The sequence below is a fragment of the Streptomyces sp. NPDC056479 genome (assembly GCF_042795335.1).
In the GTDB taxonomy this organism is placed as follows: Bacteria; Actinomycetota; Actinomycetes; order Streptomycetales; family Streptomycetaceae; genus Streptomyces.
Window position 1 is genome coordinate 267,021 of record NZ_JBHTRZ010000011.1, and the last position, 13,063, is coordinate 280,083.

A 13,063-nucleotide genomic window follows, 5' to 3' on the forward strand; every position below is an offset into this window, starting at 1 on the left:
GCCGAGGGGCCCCCGGGGCGCCGGGTAAACTCCGTACACGTGACTTCTGCGCCCGCCAAGCCCCGCATCCCGAACGTCCTCGCCGGACGCTACGCCTCCACCGAGCTCGCCACGCTCTGGTCCCCCGAGCAGAAGGTGAAGCTGGAGCGGCAGCTCTGGCTCGCCGTGCTGCGGGCCCAGAAGGACCTCGGCATCGAGGTGCCGGACGAGGCGATCGCCGACTACGAGCGCGTCCTGGACACCGTCGACCTGGCCTCGATCGCCGAGCGCGAGAAGGTCACGCGGCACGATGTGAAGGCGCGGATCGAGGAGTTCAACGACCTCGCCGGGCACGAGCACGTGCACAAGGGCATGACGTCCCGCGACCTCACGGAGAACGTCGAGCAGCTCCAGATCCGGCTCTCCCTGGAGCTGATGCGCGACCGCACGGTGGCCGTCCTGGCCCGCCTCGGCAAGCTGGCCGGCGAGTACGGCGAGCTGGTCATGGCCGGCCGCTCGCACAACGTCGCCGCGCAGGCCACGACGCTGGGCAAGCGGTTCGCGACGGCCGCCGACGAGCTGCTCGTCGCCTACGGCCGCGTGGAGGAGCTGCTGGGCCGCTACCCGCTGCGCGGCATCAAGGGCCCGGTGGGCACGGCGCAGGACATGCTGGACCTGCTGGGCGGGGACGCCTCGAAGCTCGCCGAGCTGGAGCAGCGGATCGCTCAGCACCTCGGCTTCTCGCAGGCGTTCACCTCGGTCGGCCAGGTGTACCCGCGCTCGCTGGACTACGAGGTCGTCACGGCGCTGGTGCAGCTGGCGGCGGCGCCGTCGTCGACGGCCAAGACGATCCGGCTGATGGCCGGGCACGAGCTGGTGACCGAGGGCTTCAAGCCGGGTCAGGTCGGCTCCTCCGCGATGCCGCACAAGATGAACACGCGGTCCTGTGAGCGTGTGAACGGCCTGATGGTCATCCTGCGCGGCTACGCCTCGATGACCGGCGAGCTGGCGGGCGACCAGTGGAACGAGGGCGATGTGTCCTGCTCGGTGGTGCGCCGGGTCGCGCTGCCGGACGCGTTCTTCGCGCTGGACGGCTTGCTGGAGACGTTCCTGACGGTGCTGGACGAGTTCGGCGCGTTCCCGGCGGTCGTGGCCCGCGAACTGGACCGCTACCTGCCGTTCCTCGCCACCACCAAGGTGCTGATGGGCGCGGTGCGCGCCGGCGTCGGCCGTGAGGTCGCGCACGAGGCGATCAAGGAGAACGCCGTCGCCTCCGCGCTGGCGATGCGCGAGCAGGGTGCCGAGCGCAACGAGCTGCTCGACAAGCTGGCCGCCGACGAGCGCATCCCGCTCGACCGCGGCGCGCTGGACGCACTGATGGCCGACAAGCTCTCCTTCACGGGCGCCGCCGCCGACCAGGTCGGCATCGTCGTCGGCCGGATCGAGGAGATCGTCAAGCAGCGCCCGGAGGCCGCCGGTTACACGCCTGGGGCGATCCTCTGAGGCCCGTCACGGCATGACGCGCTTCACCGCCGAGCAACTGGAGGCCGCCCGCGACCGTCTCGTTCCGGACGTCGTCGCGGACGGCCTCGATGTGCTGTTCTGCGGCATCAACCCCGGACTGATGACGGCCGCGACCGGTCATCATTTCGCTCGCCCCGGCAATCGCTTCTGGCCGGTCCTGCATCGGTCCGGCTTCACACCAAGGCTCCTGAAGCCGTCGGAGCAGGGCGAGTTGCCGTCCTATGGGCTGGGCATCACGAACGTCGTGGCACGGGCGACCGCACGGGCCGACGAACTGAGCGCCGAGGAGTACCGCGAGGGTGGGCGTCTGTTGGCGACGAAGGTGGCGCGGCTGCGGCCGCGTTGGCTGGCCGTCGTCGGGGTGACGGCCTATCGCGCGGCGTTCGACGACCGCAAGGCACGGGTGGGTCCGCAGGAGCGGCTGATCGGGGACGCGCGGGTGTGGGTACTGCCGAATCCGAGTGGCCTGAACGCGCATTGGACGGCCGCGACGATGGCGGAGGAGTTCGGGCGGTTGCGGGTGGCGGCGGTCGGGGTCTGACCGGTCACGGCGGGTCTATCTCGGTGACCATCAGCAGGAGTTCGGGTTCGGCCTCGGGGTCCCGGTCGGAGACGGCCATGGTGACCCAGCGGCCCGTGCCGGTCGCGCTCCAGGTGCGCAGGTCGTCGGCCCTGGTGCCGAGCATGGCCCAGGGCTCGGGTATGTCCTCTCCTCGCAGACTCCGCTCCTGGAGGGTCACGCTCCCCCAGCGCTCCCCCTCTTCCCATCGCTCGTCGAACCGCAGCGCAAGGGCGGCCTCATGGGCGTAGAGGTCGTCCGTGCTCGGCCACGAGCCCGGTCCTAACTCCGTCATGTAGTAGCCCGGTCCGCCCAGGGCGAAGTCCGTCCTGCCGCGCTCGGCGGGGAAGTCCCGGGTGCACAGCAGGTCGGTCAGGGCGAGATCCTTCGCGACGTCCATGTGATCCAGTATTGCCGCCGCCACTGACAATTGGCGGGGCATCAGTCGCCTCCCCGGGGTCAGGCGTCCCGGCGTCGCACGCTCCACGCCCCCGCCAGCAGCGCGGCCGACGTCCACAGCGCGGTGACCGCGAGGCCCGACCACGGCCCGAGCGTGCCGTCGTAGCTCTGGTGGAGGGCGATCTGTCCGGCCTTGTCCGGCATGAAGTCCGCCACCGTGCCGGCGGCGTCACCGATCACGAAGGACACCACGAGGATGAACGGGATCAGCAGGGAGAGCGTGGCCACTCCGCTGCGGAGCAGGGCGGTGAGGCCCGCCGCGAACAGGGCGATGAGCATGAGGTAGATGCCGCAGCCCAGGACGCCTCGCACCTGCTGGGCCGTGGTGAGTCCGCTCGCCGCCGAACCGAGTCCCGCGCGTCCCACGACGAACGCCGTGAACGCGGTGACCAGTCCTACGAGCAGCGCCGGCACGGCGATCGCCGTCATCTTGGCGGCGAACCACCGCCCGCGCTGCGGCACCGAGGCGAGCGACAGCCGCAGCGCACCCCCGTGGTACTCCGACGACACCGCCAACGCGCCGAAGGTGACGGCGGCGATCTGACCGGGCAGGACACCGGAGAGTGCGGTGAAGAGCGGGTCGAACTCCGGGTCGGAGCTCCCGTCGGAACCGGCCAGCGCGGAGAACGCCGTGGTCACGGCGAACAGCGCGAGCAGTGCTCCCGGCAAGGAGCGGAGCGTACGGATCTTGAGCCATTCCGCGTGGAGTACGGGCGCGAATGCCATGATCAGGCCTCCTGGGGCTGTGCGGTGAACTCGGCCTCGGACGCGGTCAGATCGAGGTAGGCCTGCTCCAAGGTGCCCTCCTCGGCGGCGAGTTCGAGGAGCGGGACGCCGGCCTCCGAGGCGAGCCGGCCGATGTCGTCCACGCGCGCGTGGCGCACGGTCCAGTGCCCGTCCTCGTGGTGGACGGCGGCGTGCCCGTGCCGGGCGAGAGCGGCCTCCAGTGCCGTGGCGTCCGTGGTGCGGACGCGGACGCGGGGTTCCACGCGCGCGTGGATGAACTCCCGCATCGGAGTGTCGGCCAGCAGTCGTCCCCGGCCGAGGACGACCAGGTGGTCGGCGAAGGACGCGGTCTCGGTCATGAGGTGACTGGAGACCAGGACCGCGCGCCCCTGCCCCGCGAGCCGGCGAAGCAACGCGCGGATCCAGACGATGCCTTCCGGGTCGAGTCCGTTGGACGGCTCGTCGAGGATGACGACCTCGGGATCGCCCAGGAGCGCCGCCGCGATGCCGAGCCGCTGGCGCATGCCGAGGGAGTACGTGCGCACCCTGCGCCGCGCGACCGACGCGAGCCCCGTCTCCTCAAGCACCTCGTCGACCCTGCGCCCGGGGATGCGGTTGCTCACGGCCAGGACGCGCAGATGGTCGCGGGCGGTACGGGAGCCGTGCGCGGCCTGGGCGTCGAGCAACGCGCCCACGTGGCGCAGGGGTTCGTGCAGGGTCGCGTAGGCGCGGCCGCCGATCGTGGCGGTGCCGGAGGTCGGCCGGTCGAGGCCGAGGACGAGCCGCATGGTGCTGGACTTTCCGGCGCCGTTGGGGCCGAGGAAGCCGGTGACACGGCCGGGGACGACGGTGAAGGTGAGGTCGTCCACGGCTCGTCGGGTGCCGTACTCCTTGGTGAGGGCCTGGACTTCGATGCTGGTCATGGCAGCAGCCTGGCCGTCGGGGGCGGCTCGGGGCCTCCCCCGCCCGTGGAGATCGTCTCCCCCGTGCGGGGGAGGCTCGTTGTCAGTGCCGGCTGGCACGATGACGAAATGGTCCGCTTGCTGCGCCCGTTCGGACGGGCGGTGACGTACACACGATGGCTGCATCTGGGCATCTCCATCGTGTGGCCGAGCCTGTGGCTGTTCGTCCGGGAAGAGTGGTGGATCTGGGTCGTGGCGGCCGTGGCCCTGGCCCCGGCCGCCCTGGTGCCCGCGATGCGGACCGTGGAAGGCCTCCAGGCAAGGCTGCTGCTGACCGGTCACCGGCATGACCAAGGGAGCACCGACATCGTCGTCGCGCCCTCCAGGTCCTGGAGCGACCGGGGACGGCTCGTCGTCTGGCTGGAGGCGCGGCTGCTGCTGGGCTACGTGACCACGATGCTCAGTGCCCAACTGCTCTTCGCCACGCTGGACTTGGTGTCGGCCCCGTTCCGTCGAGACTCCGAGCGGGTCGGACCGATCCCCTTTGAGGGCCACCATTGGTGGCATCTCCTGCTCGTGCCGCTGTTGCTGGTCACCCTGGGGATGGTCGTGCTCGCCTCGGGCCGCCTCATCACGGCACTCGCCCTCCGCCTGCTGGGCCCCTCCCCCGCGGAGCGCCTCGCCGCCATGGAAGAGCGCACCGAGCAACTCCTGGAGCGCACTCGTATCGCCGGTGAACTCCACGACTCCATCGGCCATGCCCTGACCGTGGCCGTCGTCCAGGCGGGCGCGGCCCGCGCGGCCGGTGATCCCGCCTTCACCGACCGGGCCCTGGCCGCCATCGAGGAGACCGGCCGGGCCGCCCTGGAGGACCTGGAGCGGGTCCTCGGTGTCCTGCGCGAGTCCGAGCGGCCGGTCAGCAGCAGGCCGACGCTCACGGACGCCGACCGGCTGCTGGAGTCCGCGCGGGCGTCGGGCACGAAGGTCGATGTCGAGACGACAGGGCCGTTGGGCTCGGTGCCCGGCCCGGTCTCCCGGGAGGGCTACCGCATTCTGCAGGAGTCGCTCACCAATGTGCTGCGACACGGGGGCTCGGTCCCGGCCGCCGTGCGCATCGCAGTCGTGGACGGCACGCTCACCCTGGAGATCCGCAACCCGCTCACCGCGGAGATACCCGGGCCCGGCAGGGGCAGCGGGCTGCGCGGCATACGCGAGCGCGCCGCCCTGCTGGGCGGACACGCGCGGACCGGCCCCGACGAAGGTGACTGGCAGGTGCATGTGGAGCTGCCGGTGAGTTGATCTAGGCTGGCCGGATGCCGGTGACCGTTCTCCTCGTCGACGACGAACCCCTCGTACGCGCCGGTCTGCGGGCCGTGCTGGAGGCGCAGCCGGACATCGAGGTCGTGGGGGAGGCGGCCGACGGGGCGGCTGTGATTCCGCTGGTCCGGCAGCTGCGGCCGGACGTGGTCGCCATGGACGTACGGATGCCGCTGCTGGACGGGATCGAGGCCACGCGTGCGGTGCTGCGCACGGTCGACGAGCCGCCGAAGATCCTCGTCGTCACCACCTTCGAGAACGACGAGTACGTGTACGAGGCGCTGCGGGCGGGTGCCGACGGCTTCCTGCTGAAGCGGGCACGGCCGGCCGAGATCGTGCACGCGGTGCGGCTGATCGCCGAGGGCGAGTCGCTGCTGTTCCCCGCGTCGGTGCGGCAGCTCGCCGCGCAGTACGGCGACGGCGGCGGGAACCGGGCGGCACGCGCGCTCCTGGAGCGTGCCCGGCTGACCGAACGGGAGGCCGAGGTGCTGCGGCTGATGGCACGCGGGCTGTCGAACGCGGAGATCGCCGCCCGGCTGGTGGTCGGGACGGAGACGGTGAAGTCCCATGTGAGTGCCGTCCTCGCGAAGTTGGGGGCACGGGATCGCACCCAGGCGGTGATCACGGCGTACGAGTCGGGGTTCGTGGCTCCGGGGTGAGTCACGCGAGCGCGACCGGCCACGACGGTGCCGCGGGCGGTGGGCGGCGCCGGGCGGAACTTCCGGCGGAGCGACTCGCCGGGGTCCGCCCCGGCGAGTACCATCCGCCCAACATGCGCACGAGCTGGAAGGACGGACGTTGGGGCAGCTGACCGGCGGGGATCCCTCGCTGCTGCGAAGGATCAACTCCGCGGTGGTGCTGCACGCGCTGCGTGCCACGGACGCCGCCACGCTGACGGAGATCACCCGGGTGACCGGACTGTCCCGGCCGACCGTCGAAGGCGTCGTCGAGGGGCTCATCGAGGCGGGGTACGTCGTCGAGAAGGCGGCGGACGAGAGCGTCGTGCGGCGTCAGGGCAGGCCCGCGCGGCGGTTCCGGTTCCGGGCGGAGGCGGGTCATCTGCTGGGCGTGGACGTCGGCGCGCATCGGGTCGCCGCGCTCCTTGCGGACCTGGACGGCAAGGTGCTCGGCGCCATCGCCAAGGACGTGGACGAGGCTGCTCCGGCGGACGAGCGGCTGGAGCGGGTGCGTACGGCGGTCGCGGAACTGCTGCGCCGGGCCGGGGTCGCACGCGGCTCGCTGCGGGCGGTGGGGGTCGCGACGCCGGGCATCGTGGAGGCGGACGGCACGGTGCGGCTGGGCGCCGCGCTGCCGGAGTGGACGGGGCTGCGGCTGGGCGAGCGGCTGAGCCGGTCCTTCAAGTGCCCGGTGCTGGTGGAGAACGACGCGAACGCGGCGGCGGTCGCCGAGCACTGGAAGGGTTCCGCGACCGAGTCCGACGACGTGGTGTTCGTGCTGGCCGGGCTGAGCCCGGGTGCCGGTTCGCTGATCGGCGGCCAGTTGCACCGGGGGTTCGGCGGGGCGGCCGGCGAGATCGGCGCACTGCATCTGCTGGGCCGCGAGGCGACTCCGGAGACCCTGCTGTCGACGACGGACGAGCCGCTGCGGCCCTTGGACGAGCACGCCGTCGCCGAGGTGTTCGCCCAGGCCCGCAAGGGCGACCAGGGGGCCCGTGCGGCCGTCGACCGCTTCATCCAGCGCCTCGTCCACGACGTGGCCGCGCTCGTCCTCGCCCTCGACCCCGAACTGGTCGTGGTCGGCGGCTGGGCGGCCGGACTGGACGGCGTACTGGAGCCGCTGCGCCAGGAACTGGCCCGCTACTGCCTGCGCCCCCCGAAAGTGGCCCTGTCGCTCCTCGGCGAGGCGGCCGTGGCGACGGGCGCGCTGCGGCTCGCCCTCGACCATGTGGAGGAGCAGTTGTTCGCGGTGGAGGGGACGGTGACAGGACGGCGCTGACGGTCTTCCGTCGAGCGCGGTGGATCAGCACAGGACCACCCGTGCCCGAGAACGCCTCGCGCCCCGGACAGGATCCGGGGCGCGAGGCGTGTGTCGGTCCATACGGTCCGATACGGCGGTCAGGACGCGCGGCGCTCCGCGTCCTCGTGGATCTCCACGCCGCCGGAGTCGCCGAAGGTCAGCCGGCAGGTGTCCGCGCGGTAGGTGGCGACGGAGAGCGCGGCGGTGCGGCCCCCGGCGAGGTAGCGGGTGGTCACGACGAGGACGGGCGCGCCGGGGAGGCGGTCCAGCTCCTTGGCGTCGTCCGCGCGGGCCGAGCCCAGCTCGACGGCGCTCTCCTGTCCCTCCAGCCCCAGGCGGTGCAGCTCGCGCAGCACCGCACGCGCGCGTGCCGACCCGGAGGGGGCGTCGATGCCGGAGAGGTCGGGCACCGACGACTCCGGGATGTAGAGCAGCTCGGCGGCGACGGGCTGGCCGTGCGTCACGCGCGAGCGGCGCACGATGTGCACGGGGACGTCCCGGCCGCATTCGAGGGCGTCGGCGACGGACGCGGGCGCCACCGCAAGGGTGCAGTCCGCGGCCTTCCAGACGTCGTCGGCCGCACTCGGCCAGGCGTGCTGCTCGGTCCCGACGGCCACGCCGACGCGCGGCGGGGCGACGGTCGTACCGACACCACGGCGGCGCTGGAGCCGGCCTTCCAGTTCGAGCTGTTCGAGGGCCTGCCGGAGTGTGGCTCGGGCGACGCCGAAGCGGGCCGCCAGATCGCGCTCGTTGGGCAGGATCTCGCCCACGGAGAACTCTGAGTCCAGTGCCTCACTGAGCACGGTCCTCAGATGCCAGTACTTCGGTTCCGGCACCGATTCCAGTTGCGTGGTCCCCACCCTGTCCTCCGCAATCGCCGTGGCCCGGCGGCGTTTTAGCGCCCTTGTTTATTAAAGGTTGTTGCACTTATCTGCGACCATAGGGCGGCCCTCACCCTTGGTCAATACCAATCCTCCATACCGTGGCCACGCGCGCGCGTGCCGTCCGGGAACGTTCACGGCACGTTCGTACAGAACCGCCTTTGTTACGTGACGGCAAAGCCCCGGTCGCATCGACGGGGGCTCACCGGACCGGCTCGGCGTTGAGGTCTAGACGGTGGCCAGGGACCGCAGCTTGTCGGGGTTGCGGATGATGTAGACGGCCTGCACGCGCCCGTCGAGCACGTCGAGTTGGAAGACGGAGTCGGGCTTGCCCCCGGACAGTGCCAGCACCGCGAGGCCGCCGTTGATCTCCAGGAAGCGCCAGGACAGGTCCTCGGCCCCCTTGCGTGCGGCACCGACGATGAAGCGGCCCACGTGATCGGCGGTCTCCAGGACCCGCAGCGGCGCCTTCGCCTTGCCGCCGCTGTCGCCGACGAGCCGGACGTCCGGGGCCAGCAGTGACATGAGCCCCTCCAGGTCGCCCTCGGCGGCCGCGGCCAGGAACCGCTCGGTGAGGTCGCGTCGCTGCGTCGGGTCGACCTCATAGCGCGGTCGCCGCTCGTCGACGTGCCGGCGGGCCCGCCCGGCCAGTTGGCGCACGGCCGTCTCGCCACGGTCGAGCATGACGGCGATCTCCCCGTACGGGTAGCCGAAGGCCTCCCTGAGGACGAACACCGCCCGTTCCAGCGGCGACAGCGACTCCAGGACGACGAGGACGGCGAGCGAGACGGAGTCGGCCAGGACCGCGCGCTCCGCGGTGTCCTGGACGGTGTCCCCGAAGTCGGTGACGTACGGCTCCGGCAGCCAGGGGCCGACATAGGTCTCACCGCGCGCCTTCACCTGGCGCAGCCGGTCGATGGCGAGGCGGGTGGTGATGCGCACCAGATAGGCGCGCGGCTCGCGCACCTCGGACCGGTCGGCGCTCGACCAGCGCAGCCACGCCTCCTGGACCACGTCCTCCGCGTCGGCCACGCGCCCGAGCATGCGGTAGGCGACCCCCAGCAGGACGGGGCGGTGCTCTTCGAAGACGTCGGTCTGGATGTCGGTGGTCACCGATCCATCCCAGCCCACCCGTCCGGCCCTGTCCAGGCGAAATCGCCGCGAGGGAGGGGACTCCCCCTGGGGTCTACCCGCCGGTAGCAATTGCTGACAGGCTGTCTATCCAAAGTCGGCCCATGAGCCTCGCCGAGGAGCAGCATGTCCGCCACCGTCTCCTTCGAAGTCCCCACTCCGTACGGCCCGCAGAGCATGACCCTCTCCTACACGCGCGTGGGCACCGGCGAACCGCTGCTCCTGCTGCACGGGATCGGCCACCACCGTCAGGTGTGGGACCCGGTGATACCCGTCCTGGCGCTCGAACGCGACGTGATCGCCGTGGATCTGCCCGGGTGCGGACAGTCCCCGGCGATGCCGAAGGGGATGGCGCACGACCTGTCGACGATGAGCCTCGTGCTGGCCGCCCTGTGCGAGGCCCTGGAGCTGGAACGGCCGCATGTGGCGGGCAACTCGCTCGGCGGGCTGCTGGCCCTCGATCTCGGCCGGGCGAAGCTCGCGCGGTCCGTCACCGCCCTTTCGCCGGCGGGGTTCTGGTCGCCCTGGGAGAGGCAGTACGCCTTCACCGTCCTGACGGGGATGCGGCGGACCGCCGAGCGCATGCCGGTGCCCCTCGTCGAGTGGCTGTCCCGCTCGACGGCCGGCCGAGTCGCCCTGACGAGCACCATCTACGCCCGTCCGGGCCGCCGTTCACCCGAGTCCGTGGTCGCCGAGACGGTCGGACTGGCCCGCGCGGAAGGCTTCTTCGAGACCCTCCGGTCGGGCAGGGAGGTGCAGTTCACCGATGAGGTGTCGGGGATTCCGGTCACGGTGGCGTGGGGCAACAAGGACCGGCTCCTCGTGCCCCGGCAGGGAATCCGGGCGAAGCGGATCATCCCCCGGGCCCGTCTGGTGCGGCTGCCCGGCTGCGGCCATGTGCCGATGAGCGACGATCCGGCGCTGGTCGCGCGGGTGCTGCTCGACGGCAGCCGCTGAGCGTGCCGGGCGGTTGACCGGCCGGCGCTCCGAGGGACGCCTTGAGGAGGGTCGGTCTTCATACTTGCTTACTCGTGAGCGGCCGCATCTCCTCGTGGTGCGGGGACGATGGACGGGCCCGGCAGCCCAGGACGACGCCCGCGCCGACCAGGGCGCTGCCGACGGCCTGCGGGACACCGTAGGAGCCTGTTCCGACGAGCGGTGCCGTGAAGGCGGCCGCGACCGGGATGAGCCCGGAGAAGAGTGTGGCGCGCTCGGCGCCGAGCCGTTGCATGCCGATGTACCAGCACACGAACCCGATGACGGTCACGATCACCGCCTGCCACAGCAGGGCCGCGGTCTCGGTGGCGTCCGGCCGGCGCAGCCAGGCGCCCCCGTCGAGCACCGCCCCGGCGATCGCGGACTCGACGGCCGCGACGCCGCACACGGTGGCGGACAGCAGACGCGGGCCGAGCGGCCGCAGCACGGGCACGGCGAGTACCGCGAATCCCACCTCGCCGGCCAGCGCGCACACCGAGAAGGCGATGCCGGTGCCGTCCGTGCGCCCCCAGCCCTGGACCGCGCAGGCGCCGGCCACGACGAGCGATGCGCCGCACAGGACCGCGCGGCGGGGTCGACGCCCCTCCAGGAGGGGGACGAGGACGGCCACGACCACGGGCGCGCAGCCGACGAAGACACCGGGGACGGCCGGTTCCGCGGTGCGTTCTGCGGCGATCACGGCGAGGTTGAAGCCGACCATGCCGATCGCGGCGAGCAGCACGAGGCGGGCCCACTGGCGGGGTGTGAGCGCCCGTATCCGCGCTCCGGCATCCGGTCCGAGGCTGGGTAGGAGCAGCAGACACGCCAGCGCGTAGCGCAGGAACTGGCCGCCCGCGTACGGGTAGTCGCCGAGCAGGCTGTTGGCGGTGAAGGAACCTCCGACGAGGACGCAGGCGAGGGCGGCGAGCAGGGCGCCGCGCGTGGTGGTGGCGTTCATGGGACGACGCTAGAAAGCGCGGCGGTCCGCATTAAGGTCCATTTTCATGACGTCATCGGAGACCAATCCGGACTCGTGGGCCGGCTCCCCGGCCTGGGAGCTGCTGCTTCCCGCCGCGTCGGCGCCCGCACGCGCGCGTGGGCGTTCGCTCCAGGCGGCGCTGCGGGAGGCGGTGCGATCGGGGCGGCTGCTGCCGGGGACGCGGCTGCCGTCGAGCCGGGATCTGGCCGCCGACCTCGGGGTGTCGCGGGGGCTGATCACCGAGGCGTACGAGCAGTTGACGGCGGAGGGTTACCTGCGCAGCGGCCGGGGCGCCGGGACCTGGGTGGGCGATGCGGTACGGGCCGCCCGGTCACGCACGCATGACCTCGCCCCGCGCTCCACGGGTGCGCGGGCCGACTTCGTGCCGGGGACGCCGGACGTGTCGCTGTTCCCGCGCGCCGCGTGGGCGTCCGCACAGCGCGGGGTGCTGGCCGAGCTGCCGCACCAGGAGCTCGGCTATCCCGATCCGCGCGGGCTGCCCCGGCTGCGTACGGCGCTCGCGGAACTGCTCGCGCGCCGCCGGGGCGTGGTCGCGGACCCCGAGCGCCTCCTGGTCGTCTCCGGGGTGTCGCAGGCGACGACGGTGCTGGGCTTCGTACTGCACGCGCGCGGGGTGCGCGAAGTCGGTGTCGAGAACCCCGGAAGCCCCCAGCACGACTCCTTGTACGCGGCTGCGGGCGTGACGACCGTGCCGCTGCCCATGGACGACGAGGGGCTCGCCATCGGCCCGCTGCGGGAGTCGGGCATACGCTCCGTCGTCACGACGCCGGCCCATCAGTTCCCCACCGGCATCGCCTACTCCGCCCCTCGCCGTGCCGAACTGCTCGACTGGGCGCGGTCCGTCGACGGTTTCGTCCTGGAGGACGACTACGACGGCGACTTCCGCTACGACCGCGCTCCCGTGGGCGCGCTCCAGGGGCTCGATCCGGAGCGTGTCGCCTACGCGGGGTCGGTCAGCAAGTCCCTCGCACCCGGACTGCGGCTCGGCTGGCTGCTCGTGCCGGAGGCGCTGGCCGAGGACGTCGTCGAGCGCAAGCGGACCATGGACCTCGGTCATCCCACCCTCGACCAGGCGCTGTTCGCCCGGTTCCTGGAGCGCGGCGACTACGACCGCCAACTGCGCCGCTGCCAGCGCGCGTACCGGGAGCGCCGCGACACCCTGGTCGCCGCGCTGGAGGAGCACTTTCCGGGCGCGGAGGTGACGGGCATCGCGGCGGGGCTGCACGTCATCGCCGCGCTGCCGGAACGCTACGGCCCGCAGGAGCGGTTCCTGGCACGCGTGGGCGCGGCCGGTGTGGCGGTGCGCCCGGTGTCGGACTACGCACACGCGCGTGCCGGGGACGACGGGGGGCCGGGCGTGCGGCTGGTGCTGGGGTACGCCCATCTGTCCCCCGCACGGATCCGGGACGGCGTACGGCTGATGGCCCGTGCGGTGAGCGCGGGACGACGCTGACGGGACGTTCGGGTGCCGCCAAGCCCACCGGCAGGTGATCGGAGCCGCACGTCGGTGTGTCTGCCGTATGACGTGTCGGCTCCCTTGCGGATGGGGTCAGTTGTTCACTTGTGGTTTGCGTGTGCGCTGCGGCGCACCAGTAGTTGTGGCACTGCCCACTGGCCGGATCCCGCCTCTGGA

General features: G+C 72.3%; 13 protein-coding genes. 7 read left to right on the top strand and 6 right to left on the bottom strand.

All coding sequences use genetic code 11. The annotated features are described in order from the left end of the window. Positions 1 to 39 precede the first annotated feature (39 nt). Both purB and mug read left to right on the top strand, forming a co-directional pair. Entirely contained in the window at positions 40 to 1,482 is a 1,443-nt protein-coding gene (gene purB / locus ACFQ6S_RS36965; protein ID WP_383419458.1) for an adenylosuccinate lyase, read from the top strand. 13 nt (positions 1,483 to 1,495) lie between these two features. After that, complete coding sequence (gene mug, locus ACFQ6S_RS36970; protein ID WP_383419459.1) at positions 1,496 to 2,044, top strand: G/U mismatch-specific DNA glycosylase; 549 nt, start codon at positions 1,496 to 1,498, stop codon at positions 2,042 to 2,044. Between the two features lie 4 nt (positions 2,045 to 2,048). Here the strand turns inward: mug and ACFQ6S_RS36975 are convergent, their stop codons facing one another. From ACFQ6S_RS36975 to ACFQ6S_RS36985, 3 genes are read right to left on the bottom strand one after another with little or no spacing between them, the layout of a single operon-like run. Further along, positions 2,049 to 2,462 (bottom strand): hypothetical protein, encoded by a 414-nt coding sequence (locus ACFQ6S_RS36975; protein WP_383419461.1) that lies wholly within the window; start codon positions 2,460 to 2,462, stop codon positions 2,049 to 2,051. 59 nt (positions 2,463 to 2,521) lie between these two features. Next, positions 2,522 to 3,247, bottom strand: a complete 726-nt coding sequence (locus ACFQ6S_RS36980) for an ABC transporter permease (protein WP_383419462.1) — start codon at positions 3,245 to 3,247, stop codon at positions 2,522 to 2,524. A 2-nt stretch (positions 3,248 to 3,249) separates the two neighbouring features. Further along, positions 3,250 to 4,170: an ABC transporter ATP-binding protein gene (locus tag ACFQ6S_RS36985; RefSeq protein ID WP_383419464.1), complete on the bottom strand. Its 921-nt coding sequence runs from the start codon at positions 4,168 to 4,170 to the stop codon at positions 3,250 to 3,252. A gap of 108 nt (positions 4,171 to 4,278) precedes the next feature. On the opposite strand from ACFQ6S_RS36985, the gene ACFQ6S_RS36990 reads away from it, so the two are divergent. The 3 genes from ACFQ6S_RS36990 to ACFQ6S_RS37000 all read left to right on the top strand — a co-directional run bounded on the left by ACFQ6S_RS36990 (position 4,279) and on the right by ACFQ6S_RS37000 (position 7,422). Continuing rightward, positions 4,279 to 5,448, top strand: a complete 1,170-nt coding sequence (locus ACFQ6S_RS36990; RefSeq protein ID WP_383419466.1) for a sensor histidine kinase — start codon at positions 4,279 to 4,281, stop codon at positions 5,446 to 5,448. 14 nt (positions 5,449 to 5,462) lie between these two features. Then, positions 5,463 to 6,125 carry a response regulator gene (locus ACFQ6S_RS36995; RefSeq protein WP_383419468.1) on the top strand — a complete coding sequence of 221 codons (663 nt, stop codon included), beginning with the start codon at positions 5,463 to 5,465 and terminating at the stop codon, positions 6,123 to 6,125. Positions 6,126 to 6,264: 139 nt separating this feature from the next. Next, complete coding sequence (locus tag ACFQ6S_RS37000; RefSeq protein ID WP_383419470.1) at positions 6,265 to 7,422, top strand: ROK family transcriptional regulator; 1,158 nt, start codon at positions 6,265 to 6,267, stop codon at positions 7,420 to 7,422. Between the two features lie 119 nt (positions 7,423 to 7,541). Here the strand turns inward: ACFQ6S_RS37000 and ACFQ6S_RS37005 are convergent, their stop codons facing one another. Then, a complete protein-coding gene (locus ACFQ6S_RS37005) occupies positions 7,542 to 8,303 on the bottom strand; it encodes a GntR family transcriptional regulator (RefSeq protein ID WP_383419472.1) in 762 nt (253 codons plus the stop codon). 249 nt (positions 8,304 to 8,552) lie between these two features. Next, positions 8,553 to 9,437, bottom strand: a complete 885-nt coding sequence (locus tag ACFQ6S_RS37010) for an RNA polymerase sigma-70 factor (protein WP_383419474.1) — start codon at positions 9,435 to 9,437, stop codon at positions 8,553 to 8,555. A gap of 144 nt (positions 9,438 to 9,581) precedes the next feature. On the opposite strand from ACFQ6S_RS37010, the gene ACFQ6S_RS37015 reads away from it, so the two are divergent. Next, a complete protein-coding gene (locus tag ACFQ6S_RS37015) occupies positions 9,582 to 10,412 on the top strand; it encodes an alpha/beta fold hydrolase (RefSeq protein ID WP_383419476.1) in 831 nt (276 codons plus the stop codon). Positions 10,413 to 10,470: 58 nt separating this feature from the next. Here ACFQ6S_RS37015 and ACFQ6S_RS37020 read toward each other — a convergent pair whose 3' ends face one another. Next, positions 10,471 to 11,388, bottom strand: coding sequence for a DMT family transporter (locus tag ACFQ6S_RS37020; RefSeq protein WP_383419478.1), 918 nt, complete (start codon positions 11,386 to 11,388; stop codon positions 10,471 to 10,473). Positions 11,389 to 11,434: 46 nt separating this feature from the next. Here ACFQ6S_RS37020 and ACFQ6S_RS37025 point away from each other — a divergent pair, with 46 nt between their 5' ends. After that, entirely contained in the window at positions 11,435 to 12,883 is a 1,449-nt protein-coding gene (locus ACFQ6S_RS37025; protein ID WP_383419479.1) for a PLP-dependent aminotransferase family protein, read from the top strand. Positions 12,884 to 13,063: the final 180 nt, after the last annotated feature.

Coding starts and splice junctions, on each gene's coding strand:
- ACFQ6S_RS36985 (WP_383419464.1), bottom strand. CDS start 4,170: ATGACCAGCATCGAAGTCCAGGCCCTCACCAAGGAGTACGGCACCCGA.
- ACFQ6S_RS36975 (WP_383419461.1), bottom strand. CDS start 2,462: ATGGACGTCGCGAAGGATCTCGCCCTGACCGACCTGCTGTGCACCCGG.
- ACFQ6S_RS36980 (WP_383419462.1), bottom strand. CDS start 3,247: ATGGCATTCGCGCCCGTACTCCACGCGGAATGGCTCAAGATCCGTACG.
- ACFQ6S_RS36995 (WP_383419468.1), top strand. CDS start 5,463: ATGCCGGTGACCGTTCTCCTCGTCGACGACGAACCCCTCGTACGCGCC.
- mug (WP_383419459.1), top strand. CDS start 1,496: ATGACGCGCTTCACCGCCGAGCAACTGGAGGCCGCCCGCGACCGTCTC.
- ACFQ6S_RS37015 (WP_383419476.1), top strand. CDS start 9,582: ATGTCCGCCACCGTCTCCTTCGAAGTCCCCACTCCGTACGGCCCGCAG.
- ACFQ6S_RS37025 (WP_383419479.1), top strand. CDS start 11,435: ATGACGTCATCGGAGACCAATCCGGACTCGTGGGCCGGCTCCCCGGCC.
- ACFQ6S_RS37020 (WP_383419478.1), bottom strand. CDS start 11,388: ATGAACGCCACCACCACGCGCGGCGCCCTGCTCGCCGCCCTCGCCTGC.
- ACFQ6S_RS36990 (WP_383419466.1), top strand. CDS start 4,279: ATGGTCCGCTTGCTGCGCCCGTTCGGACGGGCGGTGACGTACACACGA.